The organism is Polynucleobacter necessarius (genome assembly GCF_900095205.1).
Classification (GTDB): domain Bacteria; phylum Pseudomonadota; class Gammaproteobacteria; order Burkholderiales; family Burkholderiaceae; genus Polynucleobacter; species Polynucleobacter necessarius_E.
In genome coordinates, this window is record NZ_LT606951.1 from 1,438,488 (window position 1) to 1,465,224 (window position 26,737).

The 26,737-nt window shown below is 43.8% G+C and carries 21 protein-coding genes, 1 tRNA gene and 3 pseudogenes; 9 read left to right on the forward strand and 16 right to left on the reverse strand.

Annotated features, from left to right (window positions below):
• Window positions 1-88: 88 nt before the first annotated feature.
• Both tsf and rpsB read right to left on the reverse strand, forming a co-directional pair.
• Window positions 89-973 (reverse strand): translation elongation factor Ts, encoded by an 885-nt coding sequence (gene tsf / locus DXE37_RS07905; protein WP_114637106.1) that lies wholly within the window; start codon window positions 971-973, stop codon window positions 89-91.
• Window positions 973-1,722: a 30S ribosomal protein S2 gene (gene rpsB, locus DXE37_RS07910; RefSeq protein WP_114637107.1), complete on the reverse strand. Its 750-nt coding sequence runs from the start codon at window positions 1,720-1,722 to the stop codon at window positions 973-975. Before rpsB ends, tsf begins: the two co-directional genes overlap by 1 nt.
• Window positions 1,723-1,984: 262 nt before the next feature.
• Here rpsB and map point away from each other — a divergent pair, with 262 nt between their 5' ends.
• On the forward strand, window positions 1,985-2,821 hold the full coding sequence (gene map / locus DXE37_RS07915; RefSeq protein ID WP_114637108.1) for a type I methionyl aminopeptidase: 837 nt from the start codon (window positions 1,985-1,987) through the stop codon (window positions 2,819-2,821).
• Window positions 2,822-2,824: 3 nt separating this feature from the next.
• Window positions 2,825-5,422 carry a [protein-PII] uridylyltransferase gene (locus DXE37_RS07920; protein ID WP_114637109.1) on the forward strand — a complete coding sequence of 866 codons (2,598 nt, stop codon included), beginning with the start codon at window positions 2,825-2,827 and terminating at the stop codon, window positions 5,420-5,422.
• 22 nt (window positions 5,423-5,444) lie between these two features.
• Here the strand turns inward: DXE37_RS07920 and DXE37_RS10860 are convergent, their stop codons facing one another.
• Complete coding sequence (locus DXE37_RS10860) at window positions 5,445-5,585, reverse strand: hypothetical protein (RefSeq protein WP_162786233.1); 141 nt, start codon at window positions 5,583-5,585, stop codon at window positions 5,445-5,447.
• On the opposite strand from DXE37_RS10860, the gene DXE37_RS07925 reads away from it, so the two are divergent.
• Genes DXE37_RS07925 through DXE37_RS12890 form a run of 3 tightly spaced genes read left to right on the forward strand, consistent with a single transcriptional unit; the run spans window position 5,530 to window position 6,225 of the window.
• Window positions 5,530-5,808 (forward strand): bestrophin-like domain, encoded by a 279-nt coding sequence (locus DXE37_RS07925; protein ID WP_462803980.1) that lies wholly within the window; start codon window positions 5,530-5,532, stop codon window positions 5,806-5,808. The genes DXE37_RS10860 and DXE37_RS07925 overlap by 56 nt on opposite strands.
• A gap of 6 nt (window positions 5,809-5,814) precedes the next feature.
• A complete protein-coding gene (locus DXE37_RS07930; RefSeq protein ID WP_114637111.1) occupies window positions 5,815-6,012 on the forward strand; it encodes a hypothetical protein in 198 nt (65 codons plus the stop codon).
• 6 nt (window positions 6,013-6,018) lie between these two features.
• A complete protein-coding gene (locus DXE37_RS12890) occupies window positions 6,019-6,225 on the forward strand; it encodes a bestrophin-like domain (protein WP_114637112.1) in 207 nt (68 codons plus the stop codon).
• Between the two features lie 184 nt (window positions 6,226-6,409).
• On the opposite strand, the gene DXE37_RS07940 is transcribed toward DXE37_RS12890, so the two are convergent.
• From DXE37_RS07940 to smc, 5 genes are all read right to left on the reverse strand, one after another.
• Entirely contained in the window at window positions 6,410-6,901 is a 492-nt protein-coding gene (locus DXE37_RS07940; RefSeq protein WP_114637113.1) for an NUDIX hydrolase, read from the reverse strand.
• A 914-nt stretch (window positions 6,902-7,815) separates the two neighbouring features.
• Window positions 7,816-8,739 carry an NAD(P)-binding domain-containing protein gene (locus DXE37_RS07950; RefSeq protein WP_114637115.1) on the reverse strand — a complete coding sequence of 308 codons (924 nt, stop codon included), beginning with the start codon at window positions 8,737-8,739 and terminating at the stop codon, window positions 7,816-7,818.
• Between the two features lie 588 nt (window positions 8,740-9,327).
• On the reverse strand, window positions 9,328-11,343 hold the full coding sequence (gene ligA, locus DXE37_RS07960; RefSeq protein ID WP_114637117.1) for an NAD-dependent DNA ligase LigA: 2,016 nt from the start codon (window positions 11,341-11,343) through the stop codon (window positions 9,328-9,330).
• Window positions 11,344-11,352: 9 nt separating this feature from the next.
• Window positions 11,353-12,429: a cell division protein ZipA C-terminal FtsZ-binding domain-containing protein gene (locus DXE37_RS07965; RefSeq protein ID WP_231971274.1), complete on the reverse strand. Its 1,077-nt coding sequence runs from the start codon at window positions 12,427-12,429 to the stop codon at window positions 11,353-11,355.
• Window positions 12,429-15,950: a chromosome segregation protein SMC gene (smc, locus tag DXE37_RS07970; RefSeq protein ID WP_114637118.1), complete on the reverse strand. Its 3,522-nt coding sequence runs from the start codon at window positions 15,948-15,950 to the stop codon at window positions 12,429-12,431. The genes DXE37_RS07965 and smc overlap by 1 nt, the downstream gene beginning before the upstream one ends.
• 173 nt (window positions 15,951-16,123) lie before the next feature.
• Here smc and dapD point away from each other — a divergent pair, with 173 nt between their 5' ends.
• Genes dapD through prmB form a run of 3 tightly spaced genes read left to right on the forward strand, consistent with a single transcriptional unit; the run spans window position 16,124 to window position 19,053 of the window.
• A complete protein-coding gene (gene dapD, locus DXE37_RS07975) occupies window positions 16,124-16,951 on the forward strand; it encodes a 2,3,4,5-tetrahydropyridine-2,6-dicarboxylate N-succinyltransferase (RefSeq protein WP_114637119.1) in 828 nt (275 codons plus the stop codon).
• Window positions 16,952-16,960: 9 nt separating this feature from the next.
• Window positions 16,961-18,112, forward strand: a complete 1,152-nt coding sequence (dapE, locus tag DXE37_RS07980; RefSeq protein WP_114637120.1) for a succinyl-diaminopimelate desuccinylase — start codon at window positions 16,961-16,963, stop codon at window positions 18,110-18,112.
• A 44-nt stretch (window positions 18,113-18,156) separates the two neighbouring features.
• Window positions 18,157-19,053 (forward strand): 50S ribosomal protein L3 N(5)-glutamine methyltransferase, encoded by an 897-nt coding sequence (prmB, locus tag DXE37_RS07985; protein ID WP_114637121.1) that lies wholly within the window; start codon window positions 18,157-18,159, stop codon window positions 19,051-19,053.
• A 21-nt stretch (window positions 19,054-19,074) separates the two neighbouring features.
• On the opposite strand, the pseudogene radA reads toward prmB, so the two are convergent.
• From radA to DXE37_RS08000, 3 genes and pseudogenes are all read right to left on the reverse strand, one after another.
• Window positions 19,075-20,456 (reverse strand): annotated as a pseudogene (radA, locus tag DXE37_RS07990) (DNA repair protein RadA).
• A 37-nt stretch (window positions 20,457-20,493) separates the two neighbouring features.
• The gene (locus tag DXE37_RS07995; RefSeq protein WP_114637122.1) at window positions 20,494-21,003 is read right to left on the reverse strand and encodes a hypothetical protein; all 510 of its coding nucleotides are present in this window, start codon (window positions 21,001-21,003) and stop codon (window positions 20,494-20,496) included.
• A pseudogene (locus DXE37_RS08000) lies at window positions 21,000-22,843 on the reverse strand (potassium transporter Kup). Before DXE37_RS08000 ends, DXE37_RS07995 begins: the two are co-directional and overlap by 4 nt.
• A gap of 258 nt (window positions 22,844-23,101) precedes the next feature.
• On the opposite strand from DXE37_RS08000, the gene DXE37_RS08005 reads away from it, so the two are divergent.
• Window positions 23,102-23,178: transfer RNA gene (locus DXE37_RS08005), tRNA-Met, on the forward strand.
• A gap of 248 nt (window positions 23,179-23,426) precedes the next feature.
• On the opposite strand, the gene DXE37_RS08010 is transcribed toward DXE37_RS08005, so the two are convergent.
• The 5 genes and pseudogenes from DXE37_RS08010 to DXE37_RS08025 all read right to left on the reverse strand — a co-directional run bounded on the left by DXE37_RS08010 (window position 23,427) and on the right by DXE37_RS08025 (window position 26,636).
• The gene (locus DXE37_RS08010; protein ID WP_114637123.1) at window positions 23,427-23,735 is read right to left on the reverse strand and encodes a PilZ domain-containing protein; all 309 of its coding nucleotides are present in this window, start codon (window positions 23,733-23,735) and stop codon (window positions 23,427-23,429) included.
• Window positions 23,736-23,993: 258 nt separating this feature from the next.
• On the reverse strand, window positions 23,994-24,317 hold the full coding sequence (locus tag DXE37_RS08015; RefSeq protein ID WP_114637124.1) for a helix-turn-helix domain-containing protein: 324 nt from the start codon (window positions 24,315-24,317) through the stop codon (window positions 23,994-23,996).
• Window positions 24,318-24,809: 492 nt separating this feature from the next.
• Window positions 24,810-25,394, reverse strand: a pseudogene (locus DXE37_RS11700) (GNAT family N-acetyltransferase).
• Window positions 25,336-25,665, reverse strand: a complete 330-nt coding sequence (locus DXE37_RS11705; RefSeq protein WP_197713177.1) for a hypothetical protein — start codon at window positions 25,663-25,665, stop codon at window positions 25,336-25,338. The pseudogene DXE37_RS11700 and the gene DXE37_RS11705 overlap by 59 nt, the downstream one beginning before the upstream one ends.
• 599 nt (window positions 25,666-26,264) lie before the next feature.
• The gene (locus tag DXE37_RS08025) at window positions 26,265-26,636 is read right to left on the reverse strand and encodes a glycine zipper family protein (protein ID WP_114637573.1); all 372 of its coding nucleotides are present in this window, start codon (window positions 26,634-26,636) and stop codon (window positions 26,265-26,267) included.
• Between the last annotated feature and the right edge of the window lie 101 nt (window positions 26,637-26,737).

The following is a 26,737-nucleotide window of genomic DNA, read 5'->3' on the forward strand; positions in this document are numbered from 1 at the left end:
TCAAAGAAAAGGGCATAGAAACCTTAGTTTCTATGCCCTTTTGGGTAATACAACCGGCTGGGCAAGCCCAAAACCAGCTAAAGGCTAATTAAGCAGTTGCTTTAGAGGCAGCTGCCACCTGTGCAGCCACTTCAGCCGCAAAGTCATCTTGGCGCTTCTCAATGCCTTCGCCTACAACAAACATGGTGAAACCCTTGATTATTGTATTTGCAGCCTTGAGCATTTGCTCGACTGTTTGCTTGTCGTTTTTAACAAAAGTTTGGTTCAACAAAGAAACCTCTTTGAGGTACTTCTGAATAGAGCCTTCAATCATCTTTTCGACAATTTCTGGTGGTTTACCAGATTCAGCAGCCTTTTGAACTGCAACGCTACGCTCAACAGCAATAGCTTCAGCAGGAACATCGGCCATAGACAAAGCCACTGGCTTCATCGCAGCAATGTGCATTGCCACATCTTTAGCAGCAGTTTCATCACCCTCGAACTCAACTGCTACACCGATGCGAGTACCGTGGAGGTATGAAACTAATTTGCTGCTACCAGCAAAGCACTTGAAACGACGCAGCATGATGTTCTCGCCAATCTTACTGATCAACGCACTACGAACCTCATCCACAGTTTGACCATTTAAAGGCAATGCCAACAATGCCGCAACGTCAGCCGGATCCTTTTCAACAATCAACTTCACACACTCGTTTGCAAATGCCAAGAAATCATCATTCTTAGAAACGAAGTCAGTTTCGCAATTCACTTCCAACAATGCGCCGGTGGTGCCGTTAATAGAAGCAGCAACGATACCTTCTGCCGTTACACGGGAAGCAGCTTTGCCAGCCTTGCTACCTAGTTTTACACGCAGAATCTCTTCTGCACAAGCCATATCACCATCGGCTTCAGTCAAAGCTTTTTTGCACTCCATCATCGGAGCATCAGTCTTGGCGCGTAACTCGCCAACCATTGCAGCGGTAATAGCGGCCATTATTCAGCATTCCCTTCTTTAACAAACTCTTCTTCGCCCTCTTTAGCTGCCGTCAAGATTTCTTGAACAGAGTTAGCCTTACCTTCGAGAATTGCGTCTGCAATACCACGTGCATATAGGGTTACAGCTTTGCTTGAGTCATCGTTTCCAGGGATGATGTAATCAACACCTTCTGGAGAATGGTTGGTATCTACAACAGCGATTACTGGAATGCCAAGCTTGTTAGCCTCAGTAATAGCAATCTTGTGATAACCAACGTCCACCACGAAAATTGCATCAGGAACACCGTTCAAATCTTTGATACCGCCAAGTGCTTTTTGCAATTTGTCGAGATCACGATCGTTAGTCAACGCCTCTTTCTTGGAAAGCTTTTCCCAGTCGCCAGCTTCTTTAGCAACTTCCATATCTTTCAAACGCTTGAGGGAACCTTTAACAGTTTTGAAGTTGGTGAGTGTGCCACCCAACCAACGGCTGTTGATGTAAGGCATACCAGCACGAGCAGCTTCTTCAGCAATAATCTCGCATGATTGACGCTTAGTACCAACAAATAAAATAGTGCCACGATTAGCAGCAACTTGTTTTGCAAATTTCAGGGCGTCCTGAAACATTGGCAATGTTTTTTCCAAGTTGATGATGTGGATTTTGTTGCGATGACCGAAAATATAAGGGGCCATCTTTGGGGACCAGAAGCGAGTTTGGTGACCAAAATGGCAACCGGCTTCCAGCATCTGACGCATCGTTACTGACATAACTTCTCCTAAGGGTTGGTTCTAAGTTGAGTCCTAGCTGCGCTAAAAAACGCCACCCTGGAAGGCTCAACTCGCGATTTCAAGTCCAAAAAAATAGACCTGAGACCAAAATTGTAGCTTAAATATCTAGCCATACAGACCCTCATTCTCCCTCATGGCCTAAGCCTCCAAAATAGCTTTCAGAAGTCCTAAAATGGGATATTTGCCTAATTTTTAAGCAAATTGCTTAAGCAAAACTGCCCAAGTCGTTGATAATCAAGGCATGAATAGTGTATTTACTGCCGAAAAAGACATCCTTGGGATGCGCGAAGCTGGCCGCTTAGCCAGCGAAGTTCTTGATCATGTGGCTCCGTATGTCAAAGCCGGAGTAACTACCGGCGAATTAGATCGGATCTGCCATGAATATATGCGTGATGTCCAAAGGACAATCCCCGCTCCACTGAACTATCAACCGCCTGGCTACCCCCCTTATCCAGCATCCATCTGCACCTCAGTGAACGATGTGATTTGTCACGGCATACCTGGCGATAAGATTCTCAAGATGGGTGATGTAGTGAATTTAGACATCACTGTTATCACTCAAGATGGCTACTATGGCGATACTAGTCGCATGTTTATGGTCGGCGAAGTTTCCGTCATGGCAAAACGTCTCACTCAAATTGCCTTTGAATGTATGTGGCTTGGAATTGCTCAAGTAAAACCAGGCGCCTCACTCGATGATATTGGCCACGTCATTCAAACGCATGCAGAAAATGCAGGTTATTCAGTAGTCCGTGAATACTGTGGACATGGAATCGGCAAAGTGTTCCACCAAGATCCACAAATTCTTCATTACGGCAAGCCCGGTACCGGCGAAAAACTGGAAGTCGGCATGACATTCACGATTGAACCAATGATCAATGCTGGCAAACGAGATATTCGCACTATGCCGGATCAGTGGACTGTCAAAACCAAAGATCGCAGCTTATCTGCTCAATGGGAACATACGCTATTAGTTACGCCCACTGGTGTTGAAGTGCTTACATGGTCAGAAGGCAGCAACCCACCTCCTGATTGCGTTAAAGGCCTTTCGTTTAGACCCGCAACAGTAAACGCCTGAGGCATGATGAAGTCGCAGGCAATCAGCAACATTATTGATGTAGCCAGCCTGCGTGCTGCTCGCGAAATTGCTTACGACGAGTTTAAAAAAACACAATCAGTTAGTAAGTTAACTAAACAGCTTTCCAAACTAAGTGATCAGCTTCTCAGCCATCTTTGGAATACCTGTGGTCTTAATAATGAAGCAACACTAGTTGCTGTCGGCGGCTTCGGTAGGGGTGGCTTGTTTCCTTATTCCGATATTGACATCTTAATTCTGCTACCTGCAGATGAAAAACAAGCCCATGCCCTATCCAAGCAAGTAGAACAATTCGTTGCAAGCTGTTGGGATACTGGCTTAGAAATAGGCTCCTCCGTGAGAAGCGTTGCCGAATGTATTTCAGAGTCTGAGCAAGACATCACAGTCCGGACATCGCTTTTAGAGGCGCGACTCATTTGCGGTAAGAAGCAATTATTTAAAGAGTTTGCCAAAGCCTTTGAAGCAGCCATGGATCCCAAGGCCTTCTTTCAGGCAAAGCAGGCAGAGCAAATTCAACGTCATTACAAGTATCAAAACACGCCCTACTCTTTGGAGCCTAACTGCAAAGAGAGCCCAGGCGGCCTGCGCGACCTACAAGTTATTTCTTGGGTGAGTAAGGCTGCATTATTGGGCAATACATTCAAAGATTTAAATGAAGCAGGGCTTGTTACTCAACGTGAGCTCACAGAACTCAACCGAAATCAGCGTTTCTTAGAAACGCTTCGTGCTAATTTACATTTAGTAGCAGATCGCAGGCAAGATGTTCTCGCCTTTGACTTACAAGCTGCGCTAGCAGCATCAATGGGCATTAAAGAAGAGTCCTCAAGGCAAGCTAGCGAAGCAATCATGCGACGCTACTATTGGGCAGCAAAGGCAGTCACTCAATTAAATGATGTGCTTTTGCAAAATATTGAAGCACTCCTCTTTCCGCAAGAATCAAAGACGATTCTGTCTATACCTGGCGAAGGTAATGAGCATTTCATTGAAAGACAAGGGGTGCTGGATATAACTGACCCCCAACTCTTTCAAAAGCATCCCGAGCAAATTCTGAGAACTTTCTTGGTATTTGCCCAAACTTCGAATGTCAAAAGCTTATCGGCCACCATTTTTAGAGCCCTCTATAACGCTCGACAGAAAATGGATAGCAAATGGCGAGCTGACCCCATTAACCGAGCGCTTTTTATAGAAATTTTGAAGCAACCTGAGGGCGTAAGCCGTGCCTTCCACCTCATGAATCGAAGTAGTATTTTAGGGTGTTACCTGCCAGCATTTAGAAAGATTGTCGGTCAAATGCAGCATGACTTATTTCATGTGTACACCGTTGATCAACATATCTTGATGGTGCTGCGTAATGTGCGTCGCTTCATGGTGGTTGAGCATACTCATGAGTTCCCCTTCTGCAGCAGCTTAATTGCTCGCTTTGAGAAACCTTGGTTACTTGTCATCGCAGCGCTCTTCCACGACATTGCCAAGGGACGCGGTGGTGATCACTCGCAATTAGGGCGAGCAGATATGCGGAAGTTTGCCAAGGATCACGGTTTAGATAAAAAAGATACTGAGCTACTAGTTTGGCTAGTGGCTGAGCATCTCAATATGAGTCAGGTTGCACAAAAGCAGGATATTACTGACCCCGATGTTGTTAGAGCATTTGCCAAGAAGATGAGCGATGAACGCCACCTCACTGCTCTGTACTTATTGACCGTAGCTGATGTTCGGGGAACCAGCCCTAAGGTCTGGAATGCCTGGAAAGGCAAACTCCTAGAAGATCTCTATCGTGCAACTTTGAGAGTGCTTGGCGGGGCTAAGCCGGATGCCTCATCTGAATTAGCTCAACACCAAGAAGAATCTAGAGCGAAGTTACGTCTTTATGGCATTAATGATGATGCTTATGAGGATCTGTGGAAACAATTGGACGTTGCCTTCTTTTTAAGGCAAGACTCTTCTGACATCGCATGGCTCACCCGCCATCTATTTAATAAGGTCAATAGCGAGCAACCTATTGTGAGGGCAAGACTTTCTCCGATTGGAGAGGGACTCCAAGTAGCTGTCTACGTCAAAGACCAAGAAGATTTATTCGCCAGAATCTGCGCTTACTTTGAGAGACATGGCTTTTCTATTTGGGATGCGCGCATTCATACAACCCGCCATGGTTACGCTCTTGATGCTTTCCAAATCTCCGGAAGCAATCTAATAGATGAGGGTGGCAGCTATCGTGACATTATCCAATTAGTCGAATTTGAACTAACTGCGGCACTAACCAATGCTGAATCACTTCCCACCCCAAGCATGGGTCGTCTTTCAAGACAGTCGCGCACTTTCCCGATCCAACCCCGAGTACATATGGTGCCGGACGATCGCGGCAGGTATTACAGACTAGCGCTTTCTGCAAGCGACCGGACTGGCTTGCTCTACACCATCTCTAGAGTTTTAGCCAAGCATCAGGTATCCATTCATACGGCCAGGATCAATACGCTTGGCGAAAGAGTGGAAGATGTTTTATTGTTAGATGCCGCCAACCTTGGAAAAAATCCTAAGCTACAAATCCAACTTGAGACGGAATTGCTTGAAGCTTTAGGAGCGTAAAAATGTTTTTAGTGAATTTGCTTTATGTCACCCATGCCAATACGCCAGCTTGAATAATTTGCTTCATTGCTGTTTGCTTTTCTATCACAGCATCTTTAACAGGATTAGTGCTTTTTAGAAAAATATTTCCAGATCCATTAAATAAAGCGAATAATGATTTCATCAGTCTATCGCTAAGCACAGTTGGCTTGTTTAGCTCAGTGCTGATTTCATTAATCGTCGTTAACACTTGGAATTTCTATACTGATGTTGAGCAAATCGTCAATAAAGAGGCTCATGCTGTAGAGGATTTTTTTCGGGCGACCCAAGGTATGCCTGAGCCAATGAGATCCGTTCTGATGAATGATGTCAAAGGGTATGTTGACGTCGTCACCAAAAAGGAGTAGCCTGCTATGAATTCCAACGAAATTGTGGGCGATGAAGCTCGACTCATATTACTCAAAAGCTACGGTGAGTTACTAAAATTTAAAACCCGCGACCCTATAATTGCCAACGTCCATTCCAAAGCAATTGATCAATTAAGCAAATTATTTGATGCACGTCGCGACCGAATTCTCTCTACCAATGCGCATGTTCCACCGGTTATTTAGTTCGTCATGTTTTTATCAGCATTTTTAACTGTGGCCGTTAGCTATCTCTATACTGCTGAGTCCTTCACGATGCATTTGATTTCAACGGGCTTTATTACTGCCTCCTTAGCAGCAACATTAGTTCTAATTGTGATATTTGCTCATCCCTATCAAGGTAGCATGCGGATTAAACCGGCTACCTTTATTAATTTTCAACAACAAAATTTGAAATAAATCCATTAAAGGATGGCTGCAACATCACAGCTGAAATATTTTGAATTTTTAAAGTCAGTATTGTTCTTTATCAATAGCCAGGATCCTGAACTCCTACAGCCATCCTGTGGCCTCGCCAATTTAGGGCAAAAGGGAGGCTCCATAACTTCTTACAAAATAGAAATTCGAGAGACGTGAGTATAATTTAAAAAGTTTTCGATAAAAATCGTTTTAGACGAAGGTTACGAATATCTTCGTATGAAAACCATCTACATTCGATATTCTCAAGAGCAGCCTCTTCTTTAATAATTCGCAATCGATATAGCAAGTCAATATGCAAATGGGCACTCTCACCCTTTTCCGAATTAGCAGGTATTTCATGAATATCAATATCAATCGGATCAAGACAATCCTCATCCAAGATGCAAACTAGACCAGTTTCTTCATATACCTCTCGAATTGCAGCTTCAACTGGAGATTCACCGTCATCAATATGTCCACCCGGCTGAATCCATTGCTTAATATACGGGTGAAAAATCAGTAGCGCTTTATTTTCAGCATTGATAACAAGTCCGCTAGCTGTTATGTGACCAAATTCATTCGATCTTCCGAAGGGATTTTTACAAGTAAGTATTGAATAAATTTTTTCACTAAAGGGCGCCCCACTACTACCCTTATTTAAATTTATAATTTTCATCTAGAGATAATTTCCATAATATTGAAAAATTACTGCTAATCCAGTTATAAAAAATACGGCTATAATAAAAAATAATCTTTAAGGCACAGCTTTTCACCAAAAAAAGTATGCAAATACTGCCCCTAAAAATCCAGTTGTATTAAGTATTGGCCAAACAGTCATCAAATTATTTTTTGATATTGCAAAGATGAATGCAATCTGAGTGAGTACAGTTAAAAAACCTCTTAAGTAAAATCCGCCATGCGAGATAAATTCTTTAGGGAAAAAATAAATACAAGAGATTTTCTTCTTAAAAACCAGAAGGGTTGCAGAGAATATAAATCTCCAAACCAATACTGAAAAAGTAATTGACAGCAAGCTCCAAACTTCTTTTTTTAAGGGGATTTTTATATCCCATATAAAAAATATATAACCCTTGAATGGTTAGCAATAACACTAAAATTATTGATGATCTGTAGGTTTTTTAACGACCTCAGTTCCCGCTAAAAAAATAAATATGGCCAATATCGCAGGCAGCAACAAAAAAATTTATACGAAATTAAATAAAAAACCTACCAACACAAGTATAAGTGGAACAGTTACATCTGCCACTTTTGATAGAATCGCCACATCCGCCACTCTAAGCGCTTTAAATGCGAAAGAAAATGAATAAGATAGGCATTGAATAAGGACTGACAATATAACAATTTCAACAGAAAGGAGATCGCCTAAGTAATAGTTAAGCGCTGGAGTGCAAAAAATTAATGACAATGTCAACAAGATAGGTAAAAAGTTATTCCAATATCCGACAACTAATGGACATACTCTATCTTGTCGAAATACCTTTCGATCAACTACATTGAGTCCAGCATGAGTAAATGAAGATATTACTGAGGCTACCACTGGCAATACTTTATATATCAAGCATCATCTCCTTATACATATTGATGATGCATTAACCAATTCTCAGCAATAAATCTTTTCTCTAAGTCTGGAAGATGTGAAATTTTATTTCTAGGTGCATCAAGTAGACTTCCGATTGAGTAGATGATTTCTCCCTGCACCAACTCAATAAAGTTATCAACAACTGCTCCATGTACAAAATTTATTGAGCCACCTTCATTATGAATAAAAATACATTTATTACTAAAAGCAATCTTGCATGTTGTCTTACTTCCTAAAGGTAAAAACTTCCCAATCCTATAACGAAGACATGATGAAAACTCATCATCGGATGAAGTTGCGCAAAATATATGAAGTCCATTTTTAAAAAACTCCACGTCAGCCATAGAAAGGGATTCATTTCCAGTAGCGCAAAATAGGATGTCCGCAGATCTTAAAAATTCAGCTCTAGGGGAAGTATGAAATCCTAAGGATAGGGCGGCGGATGCGAGCAGAATTGGGTTTGAATCAAATACATCAACTCTGGAACCCCTGGACAACGAGGAAAAAGCAATGGATCTTCCAATCTTCCCGAACCCAATAACTCCAACACGTCTCCCAAGGAGAATTAATCCCTGTGAGCGCATAATTGCTTCGGCTGAAAAGACAATAGCCTGCCCAACTAATGAGTCTTCTGGCTCTTTAAGAGGGCTTCTGGCAACAGAAATCACTGGTACTAAACTTTCATCAGGCTCCCTTTGCCTAATTAGGGCTGCGTATTTCTGATGACCATTCTCAATATCTTCAACAATACCAATCATTTGTCCATCAAACTTATTAGTCATATCTAATGCGACATGGGAGAAATATCCTCCCATGTCTATTATTACGAATCTCTCATTTTTAGTTAGGTCATCAATCGTTTTTATAAATTTAGCTGGGTTAGCTAGTATCGCTCGTCGATCAATATCTAACACTAGATAGCGATGACTGAGGGCATGTAAATTTGCAAATTTTTTGAGCTTGCTTTGGGTATAACTCCAGCTATCTTAATGACACTCTCTAATGCAGTAAAAAAATTCATAAACTCGACATTAGCATGCATGACAACTAGAGCACTCTCAATATTCAGATACCTAGAAGGCTTGATAATTGAAGTAAAGAAACTGGGAGCTTTCTGCATGAATGGCTTTCAAACAGAAAATCTTAATAAAGCTCCGTAAAAATTACTACCTGATTTCTAAGTAAGAAATTACCGACAAAGCATCAACGTTTTATGCGATAAGAAAATATTTTTGTCTTTAAACCCTACTCTTGAGAGCATCCAAGCTATAAGAATCAACGGAGGGCGCCAAAAACGGCCAGCGAGGTCACAATCACAATCTTAGGGCAGCTAAAAGAAATTGAATCAGCGCATAAATTCTCAATACCAATCAATCTTTGTAATCCCAGAAGGGAGAAATAGATTTGTAATTGCGATACATCCAATTAAATTTAATGCGCTTTGAAGCTTATTCTCGCAATTTTTTCAAGTAATTGTCTATCATCCCCCCAACAATTACATCTCATTTTATTAAATCCAGCATGGCGGCTTCATCAATCACGGGCACGCCCAACCCTTCAGCCTTCGTGAGTTTGCTGCCAGCATCTACACCAGCAACAACATAGTCCGTTTTCTTGGAAACTAAACCAGCCACTTTGGCGCCTGCTTTTTCTAAAAGATCTTTAGCCTCATCCCTAGTCATCGTTGGGAAAGTTCCAGTGAGAACAAAAGTTTTACCTGCAACAGCAGCGCTGATTACCTTTTCTTCTACTGCAAGCTGCATACCTGAAGCAAGAAGTTGTTCAATGACTTCGCGATTGTGCGCCTCTTGCATAAAGCTAGTTATGGAGTCTGCAACTACAGGGCCAACGTCTTTCACAGTTAGCAAATCTTCAATATTGGCATCCATTAAAGCATGCATAGATTGGTAATGATTCGCAAGATCTTTTGCAGTTGTCTCACCCACATAACGAATACCTAAAGCAAAAATAAATCTTGCTAAGGTAGTGTTTCTGGATTGGTTGATGGCTTGAATAAGATTATCAGCCGACTTCTCGCCCATGCGCTCTAAATTTGCTAAGACAGTAAAGCCTAATCGATAAAGGTCTGCAGGAGTTTTCACGAGCTTGTTATCGACCAACTGATCTACTATCTTTTCACCAAGACCTTCAATATCTAACGCCCTCCTATGGGCAAAATGAATTAAAGCTTGCTTGCGCTGGGCGCCGCAGAATAATCCACCACTACAACGTGCTACAGCCTCATCAGCTAAGCACTCAATATGAGAGTCACATACTGGGCAACGAGTGAGCATTTGAAACTCTTTGGCATCAACGGGACGGCGGTCTTTAATTACTGAAACGACCTCAGGAATAACATCCCCTGCTCTACGCACTGAAACGGTATCACCTATACGAACATCTTTTCGTTTAACCTCATCTTCATTATGTAATGTGGCGTTAATTACCGTTACACCACCAACTTCCACGGGCGCCAATCTCGCTACTGGAGTAATGGCGCCAGTGCGACCTACCTGCACATCAATACCTAATACCGTGGTTAATGCTTCTTGCGCTGGATACTTGTGTGCCAAGATAAATCTAGGCGCCCTCGAAACAAAGCCGAGTTTAGCCTGCTCCGCAAAAGAGTTCACCTTATAAACAACGCCATCAATGTCATAAGGTAAAGAATCTCTTTTAACCCCAATCTCGTTATAAAAAGCCAAGATCTCTTCTACAGAATTTAATACTCTGCGCTCTGAACAAATAGGCAAGCCTAAATCCGCATAGGCATTTAGTAATTCTTCATGAGTTTTGGGGAGCCAAGACTGCGGCTCTAAGGCGCCCAATCCATAAGCGAAGAAAGAAAGGGGTCGCTTGGCTGTGATCTTGGAATCCAATTGACGCAAACTACCCGCAGCTGCATTGCGAGGATTAGCAAACTCTTTCTCGCCCAACTCCGCTGCCTGTCGATTCATTTTCTCAAAATCTTTAAGGTACATAAAGACTTCTCCACGCACTTCCAAGACTCGAGGATAAGTATCCCCAGTTAACTTTAGTGGAATAGCGCGAATCGTTTTAATGTTGGCGGTAACATCCTCACCAGTTGCACCATCACCACGAGTAGCTGCAGTAACGAGTAGGCCATCTTCATAACGCAGAGATATCGCCAGACCATCAAATTTCAGCTCACCGGCATAAGTCACATGATCAGTATGTAGCGCCTCTCTACAGCGACGATCAAAAGCAATCAGCTCAGCATTCTCAAAGGCATTGTTGAGAGAAAGCATCGGCACAGCATGAGTAACCGAATCAAATTCCTTTAATGCGGCACCGCCAACCCTTTGAGATAGGGATTCTGATGTAATCCACTCAGGATGGGCTGACTCAATATCGAGCAACTCACGATACAGGCGGTCATATTCAATATCAGGTAACAGTGGATTATCGAGCACATAATAAGCATGCTCGAGCCGTGCAAGCTCTGCTTGCAAGAATGAATACCGTTTCGCTAAATTTGTCGGACGATTGGACGACAAAGCAATTTCCTAGCTAAATAATCTGCTAGCTGTAGAAGATCCAGCGGGAACGCCGGATTTCTCAAGATTGGCGTAGAGAACATCAAGGTGCTGACGAATGCTGATGACTGCAGCACCGCTCAAATTAATTCCATTATCGTCAACTAAGCGTCCGTGGGCAGCTTGTGCAATTTCAACGCCCTCCGATAGCATTCTTTCAAAAGCTCGCTCCTCTTGCGGTACTAGAGGAACCTCTAACAGTAGAGTAAGTTGGGATACAGATTTATTAGGGTCAAGATCAGTACTATTAAAAATCAATACACCCTTATTCAGAAACTCATATTGGCGACCGTTACGAGCCAACTTAAATCCACGCTGCCGCATCAAGGCATCAAAATTACCCCATGGGCATGGCTCATCAAACACAACATTGATGCTTAACTGAATATCACTTTCAGCAGCCATCACATCTAATTCTTTTGCACTCTCCAGCATGGCGCTCACGCTGGGCATATCAATTTGGGAGCCAAGAGTTTCAGCCAATGCTTGCGAGCGAGAGCAAAAATCAGATAGCTCTAGAACTCCAATAGCGCCTTTGCGACTTGCAAGCTGAATCGCTAACTGCAATTCTGAATAGCTTGCCTCAGGCCTTAATTCTTCCCAGTCTTCGGCAGCGTCAATATCAGCATTCAAACCTTCGCACATCCAACGTGCCGTCGATTTCGCCTCAAGGTCAGTCCAAGCATTAATTTCTTCTAGAATTTCTGCCCCAGAAATACCTTGATCAAAGCGCAGTGTGATGACACAGTCTATGCGTGGATCGATAGCAAATTTCTCAGGGGCAGAAATCGTTTCTGAGAACGCTTCCCCAAAGTTTAGCTCGGTCCGACCAGATTGCTCAGAATCTGCGAATCCCTGTGTAAAGCCAGGCTCACGTGCAAAACGATCGTCTATTGCATATTCATTTTGCTCTTTCGCTTTTCGACGAGCACGTGAATATTTGAAATTCATTACAGCCACTAAAACAAGAATCAATAGCCCGATAACTGCCAACGCAAACTGCAAATCAGACAAACCCAACATCGTCATGATTTGTTCTAAATACATCAAGCGGCCTCTACCATCGAAACAGCAGATGAGATATCAACCGCAACAATGCGGGATACACCCTGCTCTTGCATTGTGACACCAATTAATTGATGAGCAATTTCCATCGTAATCTTGTTATGAGAAATAAATAAGAACTGTGTCTTATCCGACATTTTGGCAACTAACTGCGCATAGCGCAAGGTATTTGCATCATCCAATGGAGCATCCACCTCATCTAGCAGGCAGAATGGTGCTGGATTTAAGAGGAAGAGTGAGAATACCAAGGCAATCGCAGTTAAAGCCTTCTCACCACCAGAGAGGAGATAAATGGAGCTATTTTTCTTGCCTGGTGGCTGGGCCATGACTTGAACACCAGCATCTAAAATTTCTTCGCCCGTCATCACTAATTCGGCGTGACCTCCACCAAATAACTCTGGGAAGAGCTTGCCAAAGTGCATATTGACTTGGTCAAATGTACCCTGCAATAAATCACGAGTTTCTGCATCAATCTTCGCGATCGCATCTGTCAAGGTTTGCATTGCTTCGTTTAAGTCTGCAGATTGAGCATCTAGGAACTGCTTGCGTTCGCGAGAGCTGGATAACTCATCGAGGGCCGCCATATTCACAGGGCCTAAGGACTGAATCTCAGAATTTAAACGGTTCACTTCACTCTGTAGCGCCCCTACCTTTAGGTCTGTACTGAAGTTGGCCTCCAGCGCACTAAGGTCAGCTTCTGCATCAGCCAATAGAGTGGCGAATTGCTCATAGTTCAAGCGGGCTGCTTGTTCACGCAATTGCAAATCAACCACCTTGTCACGCATCGGCTGCAAGCTACGCTCTACTTGCATACGAGATTCATCTGCTTCACGCAATTGATGCAATAAGGCATCTTGCTCAGTACGTGCATTTGCTAAAGCGGCTTCACGTGCGCTACGAGCTAACAATAAACCTTGTAATTTATCTTGCGCCTCATCGTCACTCAATGTTTCCAATTCTTGAGTGGCAGAATCGTGCTTATCCTGAATCTCCATGATCTGTGTACGAGCCGTACTTTGATCGCGTTGCAAATCACTAATGCGTTGTTGCAAAGATCGTGTTGCAAATGCGGCTTCTTGAGCAGCCATCTCGGCAGCACGCAATGACTCACGTAGGCGATCACGTTCTTCAGTAGAGCGCTCCAATGTTTCTTGTGCATTTTGCAAAGCCTCTTGCAACCCTTGCTTAGATTCTTCCGCTTCAAGCAATTCTGCTGCTGACTGCTCTTGAGTTTGACTCAATTGCTCCATCTGCTGACGTAATTCACTCAACTCACCCTGAATTTGAGCTGCACGTTGACTGTATTGCTCTTCAGCTTGAGTCAACTGCATTCTCTCCACTTCAAAGCCATGGGCTTCTTGAACAGCATGCTCAGCATTTTCACGTGCTTGCTCGGCCGCTTGATGAGCAGCTTGATAGTTGGCAACATATTGATCCAACTCGCCCTTGAGTTCGCTTTGCATAAGCTGTTGCGCACGCAATTGCTTCTCAAGACTCTCCATTTCTTGGGCACGCGCCAACATACCCGCTTGCTCAGAATCTGCTGCATAAAGCTGCACGCCGACTCTACTTACTAAATGACCTTGCTGAGTAACAAATGCGCCACCAGCTGGTAATTTTTCACGACGATGTAAGGCATCCTCGAGACTGCTAGCGATGTAAATATTATCAAGCCACTCTTGTAATACTGAAGTGAGTCTTGGTGCGCCAACACTTTGAACGCGACTTAACAAAGGTGTGAAGTCAGCAGGAGCAGAGGTATGTGCAGGCGTAATTTCTTCTGTGAGCAAAATGGCCAGGCGACTTGGAGGTGCGTCATTAGCTAAAGCCAATGTTTCTTGAACACTCTTTGCGGTAACTGCAGCTAGACGCTCGCGCAATACAGACTCTAAAGCAGCTTCCCAGCCACTCTCAACTTTGAGCTCTTGCCAAAGACGCTTACTCTCTTTGAGACCCTTACTTTCTAACCAAGGACCAATCTTGCCTTGAGCTTGAACGCTGGACTGTAGCGCGGTAAGCGCGGTCAACTTTGCCTCAGTCTGAGCTAGATCTTGATTTGCTACCTGAATTTGTTGTTGAGCGGCATTACGAGCCTCATCTGCAGCAGGAACACGTTGTTGTGTTTCACCAGCCCGTTGCTTGGCTTCATCCACTTTACGAGCAGCCATCGCCTGACGATCAATTGCCATTTGCAAAGCCTCGGCATCCGGTCTACGTAAGCCATCAAACTCACTCACTAGGCGAATCTCACGACCCTTTAGCTCATCAGATTGAGCTGACATTGAACGAATGCGCTCACCTAAACTAGCTAAGCGTTGCTCAATAGAAGCCAAGGCATCGCGTGCTTGATTCAATTCACGAGTAGCGTTTTGATATACATCCTCACGACCTGGCATTTGCTCTTGCAAACCATTTAAATCAGCTAACAGTGCTTGTTCTTTTTCAGAAGCTAATGCAAGCTCATGCTCGGTAGTCCGCTGTGCTTGAGCTGCGTCGGTTTCTTGCACAGTCCAGCGTTGTAATTGCGCTTGCAGATCTTGCGTTTGTTGCTGCAAACGTTGACGTGCTTCTTGCACATAATGAATTTGTGACTCGACCTGACTCACATCAGAATTCGTTTGATATAAATCACCCTGTGCTTGCGAAACTTTATCTTGTAATGCGTACTGTTGTGTACGCACGGTTTCTAGCTCAGCCTCGGCATGACAGAGCTTAGCAGTCTGCTCCTCTAGTCCTACCTGCGTATCACGAATGCCATTAGCATGATGCTCTTGCTCTTTACCGGCTTCAGTCTGACGTACAAACCAAAGTAGTTGTTGCTGAGACTTCATCTGAGTAGAAAGTTCGGCATGGCGCTCTGCAACAGTGGCTTGTTTTTCTAAACGAGTTAACTGTTGGTCTAATTCGCGCAAGATGTCTTCAACGCGTGTTAAGTTCTCAACCGTATCTTCTAAACGCGAGGCAGTTTCTTTGCGACGCTCTTTATATTTGGAAACACCAGCAGCCTCTTCCAAGAAAACGCGCAACTCTTCTGGCTTCGCCTCCAAAATACGATTGATCGTACCTTGCCCAATGATCGCGTAACCTCTTGGACCCATACCCGTACCCGAGAAAATATCTTGAATGTCTTTACGACGCACCACTTGGTTGTTTACATAATAACTAGAATTTCCATCACGCGTTAAAACGCGTTTCACACCCAATTCAGTAAAAGCGCTCCATTGACCTTGAGCGCGTCCGTCTGAATTATCAAAAATGAGTTCCACGCTGGCTCGACCAGATGGCTTACGCAAACCTGATCCATTAAAAATCACGTCTTGCATAGATTCGCCGCGTAATTCGCTAGCGCGGGATTCACCCAAAACCCAGCGAACGGCGTCAATAATGTTCGACTTTCCGCAACCATTAGGACCTACAACGCCAATCAATTGGCCAGGCATTTCAAAATGGGTTGGGCCTACGAAAGACTTAAAGCCGGAAAGTTTGATGGATTTCAGCTGCACGGCGTACTTTGCAGGGAAAAAAGGAGTTCAGATTAAGGGATAAAAATTAAAACTAAAGTGGGAAGATGATAGCAAGCTTGGAGGCTCTTAGACGCGTCTTTCCCCATCTATATAATGATAAATCTACCCTCAGGGACAAAATCCCTTAACAATTTGATAGTTAACTAAAAAGCATGAGCCAATCACCACAAAACATCATTGAACAAGCCTGGGAAAACCGCACAAACCTATCCCCAGAAAGCGCCCCTGGAGACGTCCGCAATGCCATAAATGCCGTCTTAGAGGGTCTCAATGCCGGCACTATCCGCGTAGCTGAACGCCGAGACGTGGGTAAGTGGGAAGTCAATCAGTGGGTAAAAAAGGCTGTTTTGCTGTCATTTCGCCTAGAAGACAACCAGCCAATGAGTGCTGGTGGTTATACCCAGTTCTACGATAAGGTTCCTAGCAAGTTTGAAAATTACACTGCGGCTGATTTTGCTGTAGGCGGCTTTCGGGTGGTACCACCTGCGGTCGCACGCCGTGGCTCTTTTATCGGCAAAAATACCGTTTTAATGCCTTCATACGTCAATATTGGCGCTTATGTAGGCGAAGGAACCATGGTTGATACCTGGGCAACAGTAGGGTCATGCGCTCAAATTGGTAAAAATGTTCACCTTTCTGGAGGTGTTGGCATTGGCGGCGTCTTAGAGCCAATCCAAGCTGGGCCGGTCATTATTGAAGATAACTGCTTTATCGGCGCCCGCTCTGAGGTTGTCGAAGGTGTGGTTATTGAAGAAAACGCTGTTTTATCAATGGGTGTCTACATTGGTCAAAGCACCAAAATCTATGATCGTGAAACTGGTGAAGTGCACTATGGTCGCGTTCCTGCTGGCTCGGTAGTCGTTCCAGGATCGCTTCCTTTAGCATGTGGCAAATACAGCCTGTACGCCGCGATCATCGTAAAGAAAGTGGATGCTCAAACCCGAACAAAAACTGCTATCAATGAATTACTTCGCGACTAAGCTACCTACATGAGCGCCACTCTTGAGCTTACCGAAGCTCTCATCGCTTGCCATTCGATTACTCCGGCTGATGGTGGCTGCCAAGATTTAATTACCAAGCGACTCCAAGCAATTGGATTTCAAACGGAGAGTGTCGTCAGTGGGCCCGAGGATTTTGAAGTAACGAACTTGTGGGCGATTAAAAAGGGTAAAGCTGGCGCCGAAGGAAAAGTTTTGGTATTTGCCGGCCATACCGATGTAGTCCCTACCGGACCCTTGGATAGATGGACTAATAATCCTTTCACCCCAACTATTCGTGATGGCACGCTCTATGGCCGTGGGGCAGCGGATATGAAAACCTCACTCGCTGGCTTTGTGGTTGCTGCAGAAGAGTTTGTCGCACAACATCCTGATCATCAAGGAGCTATTGCCTTCTTGATCACCAGTGATGAAGAAGGTCCCGCCAACGATGGGACTGTCATCATGTGCGAGCGCTTACAAAAACAAGGTCAACGTTTGGACTATTGCGTCATTGGGGAGCCAACATCCGTTGATCGTCTTGGCGATATGATCAAGAATGGTCGTCGCGGATCTTTATCTGGCAAGCTGCGAGTTAAGGGTATTCAAGCACATATAGCCTATCCACATTTAGGTAAGAATCCTATTCATCTTTTTGCACCTGCTATTTCCGCATTAGTAGAAACTGAGTGGGATAAAGGTAACGAATACTTTCAGCCGACAAGCTTTCAGATCTCTAATGTGCATGGAGGCACTGGTGTAAATAACGTTATTCCTGGTGAGCTCGTTATTGACTTTAACTTCCGTTTCTCAACCGAGAGCAAACCAGAGCAATTACGTGAACGCCTCGAAAAAATTCTGAAAGACGCAGGTCTCGAATTTGAAATCCACTGGGTATTAGGCGGTAGCCCTTTTATTACTGGTGATGGCGCTTTGGCTGGTGCACTACGATCCGCTATTAAAGCGGAGACCAATATCGATACCGAACTCTCTACAACTGGGGGGACCAGTGATGGTCGCTTCATTGCCAAAATTTGCAAAGAGGTAGTAGAGTTTGGGCCTCTCAATGCCACTAGCCACAAAATTGATGAGTGCGTCATCGTGGATGATGTAGAGCCGCTCAAAAATATTTATCGCAAGACTCTCGAGCAGTTAATCGCCTAAGCGCTAGTTACACGCTTGCCTATTTCTTTAAAGACCTCTCCATCATGGACCCTGAGCCTCAGCAACAACTCACAGTAAATCAGTGCATTGAACAAATTGCACAAAAGCTAGCATCAGCAAACTTGCACTACGGACACGGGGCAATTGATGCACAAAGCGAAGCGCTGTGGATTATTAGCAAACAACTCAACCTGAATCCAATTGAGGCACTGGATCATTTAGAAGATACGATCTCGGAAGATCAACAGCAAAATGCTTCCGCCGTTGCAGATACCCGAATCTCTACACGTAAACCGCTTGCCTATATTTTGGGTGAAGCTTGGCTCATGGGTGTGCCATTCTATTGCAGTGAGCAAAGTATTGTTCCTCGTTCTTGGATCGCGGAACTTATCGTCAATGGCTCGCTAGAGCCATGGTTAACAGCCAATGGAAAAGCACTAGATCTTTGTGCCGGTAATGGATCACTAGCAATTCTCTTAGCACTTTCTCGCCCTGATATTCACGTAAGCGCTTGTGATATTAGTATGCCCGCACTTGCTATTGCAGCACGCAACCTAGATCGTCATAGCCTGAACTCTCAGGTTGAGTTACTAGACGGAGACTTGTGGGATGCCTTGCCAAAGCCCAATGAAGATAATTTATTTGATCTCATCATCTGCAATCCGCCTTATGTGAACGCCACCTCGATGGCTGCGCTTCCAGCGGAATATCAAGCTGAGCCAAAATTAGCGTTAGCCGGTGGCGATGATGGCATGGACTTAATCAGACGCATTATTACTTATGCCCCAGATTATTTATCAGAGCGCGGCGCTATCTTGATTGAAATTGGTAACGAGTATGAAAACTTCAAAAAAGCGTTTCCACAAACCCCAGTAATCTGGATGGGGGCATCTGCCGGCGAAGAACAGGTCTTACTAATACAGGCAGAAGACTTGCGTTAAGAAAAATCATGGACTGAAAGCTTAACTAAGCTCGGCCGCTGCCGCAATTGCCTGGTCAATGCGCTCAACTGGAATGACTTTTAGTCCAGGAATCTTAGTCTTAGGCATATTCGCTTTCGGGATAATGGCCACCAACCCGTAAAGCCCAATTTAGCCGCTTCCTTCAAACGCTCCTGACCACGTGGGCATGGACGTATCTCTCCAACCAAACCTACCTCACCAAACACAATCAATTCCTTAGGCAACGCACGATTACGGATGGATGATTGAATGGCTAATAAAACGGCAAGGTCTGCTGCTGGTTCTGAAATCTTCACGCCACCAACCGCATTTAATTTAAGAAGACGTCTTGATCAAAATAAGACACGCCAGCGTGACGATGCAATACCACTAGCAGCATTGCTAAGCGAGCCCGCTCTAAGCCAACTGCCAAACGACGGGGATTGGAAACATGCGCAGCATCAACCAAGGCTTGAATCTCAACCAATAAAGGTCTACTTCCCTCTTGTGTCACCAATACACAAGCCCCCGGCACCATTTGCTCATGCTGCGACAAAAAAATGGCTGATGGATTAGTAACTCCGCGCAGACCTTTTTCAGTCATCGCAAAAACACCAAGCTCATTAACTGCACCAAAACGATTTTTGATTGAACGCACCAAACAAAAAGAAGAATGGGTATCACCCTCAAAATATAAGACTGCATCCACAATATGCTCTAAGACTCTTGGCCCAGCAAGGTGTCCATCTTTCGTCACATACCCCACCATATTAATACGCAGATGCCGCTAGATTTAGCGGCTCTAGTTAATTGAGCAGCACATTCACGTACTTGCGCCACTGATCCGGGAGCGGAGCTTAGTACTTCAGAGTACAAGGTCTGAATAGAGTCCACCACCAATACCTGTGGCTTAACCGTATCCATAATAGAAATCAGTTTTTCTAATTGGATTTCTGCCAAAACTTCAAACTGATGGGCCGTCCAATGCAATGCTATTTGCCCGCAATGCTATTTGCGCCGCCGATTCCTCGCCGCTACTGTAGAGCACATTCATGCCAGCAAAACTCATCTCTGCTAAGACTTGCAAAAGTAAGGTTGACTTACCAATACCCGGATCACCACCCAAGAGAACGACGCCACCTGGGACTAGACCGCCTCCTAGCACTCGATCAAACTCTTCTACGCCAGTGCTAAATCTTGGCAAGTCTTCGGGCAGTAATCGCCGATAACTTTTGTCTTGGTAATGATTGCGCTAAACCCTGAAAGCGAGCATTGGAACTTGTGGTCTCTGGCAGACCCTCTTCCATCGTATTCCACGACTGGCAGGATGGGCGCTGACCCTGCCACTTAGCAGATGTGCCTCCACAAGACTGACAGATATAAACCGTTTTGACTTTAGCCAAGAGTTACCCAATAAAAGAAAAAGTAAATTGGAAAAAATTAATCAAGCTGCGTGCCAGATTTATTTTCTTGCGCACGCTTAGGAGCATCTTTACGACGCTGCTCCAGATCGGCCGCTCTTGCTGCCGCATCTTTCTGCTTTTGCTCAAACTCGCGCTGATTAGCTGCTCGCTCAGATGCTTTTTCTGGAGAAGCACGTTCCGTTGCCCGCTTAATATCTTCTTGATTTTTCAGGCTCTCACGAAGTTTTCGCTGTACTTCATGTAGAGCCACTTCTTGCTCTCGAATAGGATCAATCTCTTTGCGATACTCGGCACGAGCGCTTTTGATGCAGTAATTCACCCAATAGTTTTGATAGCACTCTGAAGATGCTTTACCCCAACGGTATTTAGCCCACTCGCGCTGAAGCTCTAACTCTTGCTCAATCTTATCTAGCTGCTCAAGCTCAGCCTCCTCAGCAGGGGTGGCTAATGCAACCCCACTGAAGGCTGTAACCAGTAAAAATATTGAGATAAATATTTTTGAGCAGATGGAAAGGCTTTTTCTCAAATCTCAACCTTTGTGCCCAACTCAACCAAGCGGTTCGCAGGGATCTTGAAAAAGTCTGACTGACGTCCAGCGTTTTGATACATCCAGCAGAATAATTTTTCACGCCACATTGCCATTCCCGGTATTTCAGTAGAAACAATCGTATCGCGGGGTAAAAAGAATGAGGGATTCATCATGTCAAATTTAAGGTCAGATGACTTCTCAATCAAACTAATGATGTGGCCCATATCAGGGGTTTCATTAAAGCCGAAGACAGCTCGGACCACATAAATACCATTGCCAAGATCGCGCAAAGTAATGCGTTCGCTATCCTTTACATAAGGCACATCCCAAATGCTTACTTTTAAGAAAAATACTCTTTCGTGCAGCACATGGTTGTGTTTTAAGTTGTGCAGCAATGAAACGGGCACATAATCGACGTGCGCCGTCAGAAAAACAGCCGTACCGTCAACTCGATGCGGTGGATGCATCATCAATGCATCAATAAAACCTTTTAACTCAATGCCATTATTCATGGCGTTCTGACGCAGAATCTTGCGACCTTGATACCAAGTCATTAGCAATAAAAAGCAAGCGGAACCGAGCAATAGCGGGAACCAGCCGCCGCCTTCCATGATTTTTAAAAGATTTGCAGTTAAAAAGGCTAAATCAACAACCAAGAATGCACTAATCACCAAGGCAACCAACAGCGGATGCCAGCGCCACACTACGCGCATCACAATTGCTGCCAAGAAGGTGGTGACAATCATGGTGGTAGTTACGGCAATGCCATAAGCAGCAGCTAAGTTCTCAGATTTTTTAAAAGCCAAGACAACTGCAATTACCAAGACCAATAAAATCCAATACACAAGCGGCATGTAGATTTGGCCAATTTCACGGTTAGATGTATGACGCACCTTCATGCGTGGCACAAAATCCAGCAAAATTGCTTGGCTGGTCATTGAAAAAGCGCCAGAGATAACAGCCTGAGAGACAATCACAGCAGCTAAAGTGGCTAAGATAATCAATGGAAATACAAATCCATCCGGAACCATTAAGAAAAATGGGTTTGTAATGGTTTCAGGGTTATTGAGGAACATCGCCCCTTGACCGAAGTAGTTCAAGATCAAGCAAGGCATCACAATAAAGAACCAGCCCATACGTATAGGCTTTGCTCCAAAGTGCCCCATATCTGCATATAAGGCTTCACACCAGTCAATACCAAGAAGACTGCTCCTAAAACAATAAAGCCCTGCAATGCATGTTCATCCATAAATTGAATGGCATACATTGGATTAATTGCCGCAAAAATTGCTGGATGTTGCACGACTTGATGCAAGCCCATTAAACCGATCGTCGCAAACCAAACTACCATGATGGGGCCAAAAAGCTTGCCAACGACATCTGTGCCGGTTTTTTGAATTAAAAATAGCACCACCAAAATAATGATGGTGATTGGCACTACATAACGAATGAGGTCTGGAGAAATTACTTCAAGACCCTCAACTGCTGAGAGCACAGAAATAGCCGGCGTAATGATGGCATCTCCGTAAAACATACAAGCGCCAAACACACCAGCCATAATGATGACTAAGGAACGCTTTGAACCAGTCTTGACCGTTCTTAAGGCCAATGCCATCAGCGCCAAAATACCGCCCTCACCACGATTATTTGCGCGCATCACAAACCTGACGTATTTCAGGGATACAACAATTGCGAAGGCCCAGAAAACCATGGAGATAACACCGTACACCGCATCAGGCGAAAACGGAATGCCGTGCTCAGGACTAAAACATTCTTTTAAAGCATACAGAGGGCTGGTACCAATATCACCAAAGACTACGCCAATAGCTGCGAACATAAGAGAGATTGAAGCGCCCTTCTTATGTGGATCATCCTCTCTCGAGATCTCCACCGGCCTTAATAAGGATGACTCTGAAAACTCAGGATTGCTAACTGACATTTATTAACCCTAGCGTATTGTTGCGTGGCAATATGTTACTCCTTAACCACGCTAATGAATTCTAGAATTTTCTACTTAAAAACGCTTTATTTAAAGGTTATTTGCAGGTAAACCTCGACAGAGACCCCCAAAAAATGGTAGAATTCCGGCTTCAGACGCGGGGTGGAGCAGTCTGGCAGCTCGTCGGGCTCATAACCCGAAGGTCGTAGGTTCAAATCCTGCCCCCGCAACCAGAAATTCAGTACTAAGCCCTTATTTATTAAGGGCTTTTTGCTTTTCTAGCCCATGCTATGTATTGAATTTCGTTCGATATGGCCGAACAATCGATGATTTTGCAGAAAACAACTGGCGTCATTACCTTAAACAAACTCTATTTTTCTGCTGAATAGGCAATGGAATTATTCAAAAAATACAGGCAGAGAAGTTGAATGAATAGACTGATGACAAATCAGCGATGGCGCGAGAGAGCAGCCAGAGATCTTTAGCGAATGACCTGATTAGTAATTTTGACTCCCACACCAATTACGCCATCTTTCTTAACCACTCGAACTACTTCCCCAGTTAAATCAAATTTAATGATGCCCCCTGGGGTATTCATGTCTAGACAAAACTTGATTTCGGTATTGAGTTCAAAAGAGTTGTCTAACTCGAAATAGACACCTGTAGCACTTAAGTCTTTAATACGACCATCCGCACCATCTACCTCGACCGGCAGTACACAATTAACTCTCGGGCTTCTTTCGGGGACTTTTGTTTTGCGGGGGTTCGAGATTGGCTTTTCACAACCAATTTATACCCCAATACCCATAATTAACATATGGCTTATATCTACTACATAGTTATACTTTTTATATCTTTATATTTCCAGCGTTACTGTCATAAACAGAATAAGGGGCTGCGCTCGCCTATCAGTATCACTACCATGTACTAATTGGCTCAAGATATATTTTTATTATTTTTTTATTTCAAAATTTGATTCGCCGCCAAAATTTCTTGAATGCTTGGGATGATTTCACCAGAAACAGTGACGCCAAATGAATACACAGACTTAAAACAACTCGCCGAGCTCATTAAAGAGTCTGATTGCACGAGGGGTTGGCGCTAGATATTTGATTCTGGCATCAAACTTATCCGAAATCACCTTTAATAATCCTTTGGCAATAAGCGATTTCATCGCCTTATGAATGGTTGCTGGTGAGGCAATAGATGACATATCCAAGAGATTACGCACTTTAATAGGTAACGACTCACGAAGAGATGCTTTTGCAATGAACCTCAGTATCTGAAACTCGGTGGATCTCACATCGTACTTATTTTTAACCTCTTGATATACATCATCATATTCAAGATATTTGAGGGCGAAGGTAGTCATGCTTGTCTCTATTATGTAATTTTTTGCATATTTGTCTAACTGCTTAATTTTAATGCTTAATATTGAGCAACGACATTATTAAATTGCTCAATTTTTAAGCGTCTATTGAATTTACCCCCCCTCCAACCCCTAATCACGGGTTTTCACTTAAGCCTTAGGGCACATAAAAGCACAAAATGATGCACATTAAATGTTATAAAAAATATAACATTCATTATTAAATTTATGTTCTCGTTTTTACGCAACCTCTTTTTACCAATACACAGTTCCTTTGCAGTAAATGAAGTTGATCACTTACGGAAAGTCGTCGTGGTTGAGGATAAGCAATTAGGTCTAAAAGTAGAAATCCCGTTTGGGGATAAAGCGCTTAAAAAAAGTCAAGATTATCGAACCTTATGCGGTCTTGCTTACCTATCAAGACGGTACCAAAGTACAAAAGCCTATTCTTAAGTAATTCTATTTAGCAACTGATGGCGCTTTGGCTTATTTACCTTACCCAAGCTCAAACGAAGTAATCCCATAAGTTGCATCTAGGCGCGTACTTCCAACTCCTCCCTTGTACATGCGTGCGGTCTCAAACACTGGTTTCAGGCCATTTCTTTCGGCGAGCAAAAGTGCACTTTTATTGCACTCAGGCACATCAAGATATATAGGTTATCCAGGGGACACTTTGGCACAAAGTGCCAGAAATAAAGCCTCTGCTTTAGCCTCGGTATCGGCAAACAAGAGGCCGATCTTATAACCCACCCTGCATTGCCTAATGACACCATAACCAGCAAGCACCTGCTCGTCGGTGATGCCAAGTGAATATCCATTTGTCTGGCTTATCCAATGAGAAAGGAACAGGGATCGATCATCTGGAAAGAATGCTCGATCATATTCAATGACAGTTTGAAACGGGATCTGACCTAGCGGAACAATGAAATGGCTATGCGCATTTAAATTCTTCTGTTCGGATTGTGCGAGCCCTTCAAAACGAATATTTCGATGATGCAACACGAAGCCACATTTTCGATAGTTATCTTGCTGAGAAATCACCCCATCCAAACCAATGATTCGCCCTTCCAGATGCTGCATGCCTGCGTTCCATATCTCCCAGCCATAGTCCTCTCCTCGAAAAGATAGGCGCACAATATACAACCAATAAAGCCAAAATTTTGACCATAACGAACTGCTGAGAGAGTTGCAATGCGCTCGTTTTCAGATTGAGAGATAAAAAACCTGTTGGATCGGCCAATTGAAATGCAGCGGCGTCATTTAACCCAGGGTTCCAACCTTCATTCGCTGCCCAAGTCATCGCTAGCTCAACATCATCAGCTGACATCGTTTTAATCTGCGCAGAAACCATTTCCAGAACACTCCCCTAAAATTAAATCTGATACTCAACTCAATTACATAACCAAGCGTAAGCATTGCTCATGGTCAAAGAATAATGCTTATAGAGGTTGCGCAAAGTTGGCAGACGCTACGACTTCCCAACCATCTTTTTTATGCGGAAAGTAAATAGTTGTTCTGAACCTGACTGAACTTCTCTGTTATTGATATATTCCCGCACAATCAATTTCAGCCTAACCACCACAATATCTTTGTCACGAGTAATTACTAGGTCAGCAAATTCCGGCGTCGTGATAATCTTTAGAATACTCCGTTGAAGGTATTATTCAGTTTTGTTATAAGCACTTCCATCTGCGCGCACCAGTTGAAATTCTGGGGCGAGAAGTGGCTCTATCTGCTGCAGATTATCCTGAAGATAAAGCAGTAAATAGCTTTTAAGCTACTGGCGCGCTTCATCCTCTAGAGTTAAATCACTAAGAAGCGGACATGATTGGAAAACTAGCGACCAGCGGGCATAACAAAATACAGGAAATGAGCTTATTCATAAAATGTATTACTAGAATTTAATAATCGAGCTATCTCAAAAAAATACCTAAATATTATTTAGCCAAATTAATTCAATACTTTGTAACCACGTCCACTCAAACATCTCTTGACCACTGCCTCTTGGGCTTGGTTTCCGGTAAATGCCCCGCCTGCACCACCAATTACAGCTCCTGCACCAGCGGCCTGTGCAATACCAGATCCATTGCCGCCCGTAACTAGATCTAGCAGTCCACCAACAACAGCGCCAGCACCCGCGCCTTTAGCAGCGTTCTCGCCCATGCCTGATTGTTGCTTTGCATATGCTTGACAATCTTTCAAATCACTTTCATAGGCCGACTCATTGACCCCCTTCATATCCACAAGAGGGCGAACATTTGCTCCAGCACAACCTACTGTCACCGCAACAACTACTGCGGAAAGAGTAAGTAGCTTATTCATATTCGGAATCCTTTCGTCCAAGTTCACATCGATTGATACCATAGTCGTTTTATATCATGCCTCCAAAATTGTGTCGAAGATTTTGCATTGTCTTTAAATAA

Bases quoted from the DNA above. Each gene is read 5' to 3' on its own strand.
- tsf (WP_114637106.1), bottom strand. From the start codon at position 973: ATGGCCGCTATTACCGCTGCAATGGTTGGCGAGTTACGCGCCAAGACT.
- rpsB (WP_114637107.1), bottom strand. From the start codon at position 1,722: ATGTCAGTAACGATGCGTCAGATGCTGGAAGCCGGTTGCCATTTTGGT.
- map (WP_114637108.1), top strand. From the start codon at position 1,985: ATGAATAGTGTATTTACTGCCGAAAAAGACATCCTTGGGATGCGCGAA.
- DXE37_RS07920 (WP_114637109.1), top strand. From the start codon at position 2,825: ATGATGAAGTCGCAGGCAATCAGCAACATTATTGATGTAGCCAGCCTG.
- DXE37_RS10860 (WP_162786233.1), bottom strand. From the start codon at position 5,585: ATGAAATCATTATTCGCTTTATTTAATGGATCTGGAAATATTTTTCTA.
- DXE37_RS07930 (WP_114637111.1), top strand. From the start codon at position 5,815: ATGAATTCCAACGAAATTGTGGGCGATGAAGCTCGACTCATATTACTC.
- DXE37_RS12890 (WP_114637112.1), top strand. From the start codon at position 6,019: ATGTTTTTATCAGCATTTTTAACTGTGGCCGTTAGCTATCTCTATACT.
- DXE37_RS07940 (WP_114637113.1), bottom strand. From the start codon at position 6,901: ATGAAAATTATAAATTTAAATAAGGGTAGTAGTGGGGCGCCCTTTAGT.
- DXE37_RS07965 (WP_231971274.1), bottom strand. From the start codon at position 12,429: ATGTATTTAGAACAAATCATGACGATGTTGGGTTTGTCTGATTTGCAG.
- dapD (WP_114637119.1), top strand. From the start codon at position 16,124: ATGAGCCAATCACCACAAAACATCATTGAACAAGCCTGGGAAAACCGC.
- dapE (WP_114637120.1), top strand. From the start codon at position 16,961: ATGAGCGCCACTCTTGAGCTTACCGAAGCTCTCATCGCTTGCCATTCG.
- prmB (WP_114637121.1), top strand. From the start codon at position 18,157: ATGGACCCTGAGCCTCAGCAACAACTCACAGTAAATCAGTGCATTGAA.
- DXE37_RS08015 (WP_114637124.1), bottom strand. From the start codon at position 24,317: ATGACTACCTTCGCCCTCAAATATCTTGAATATGATGATGTATATCAA.
- DXE37_RS11705 (WP_197713177.1), bottom strand. From the start codon at position 25,665: ATGGTTTCTGCGCAGATTAAAACGATGTCAGCTGATGATGTTGAGCTA.
- DXE37_RS08025 (WP_114637573.1), bottom strand. From the start codon at position 26,636: ATGAATAAGCTACTTACTCTTTCCGCAGTAGTTGTTGCGGTGACAGTA.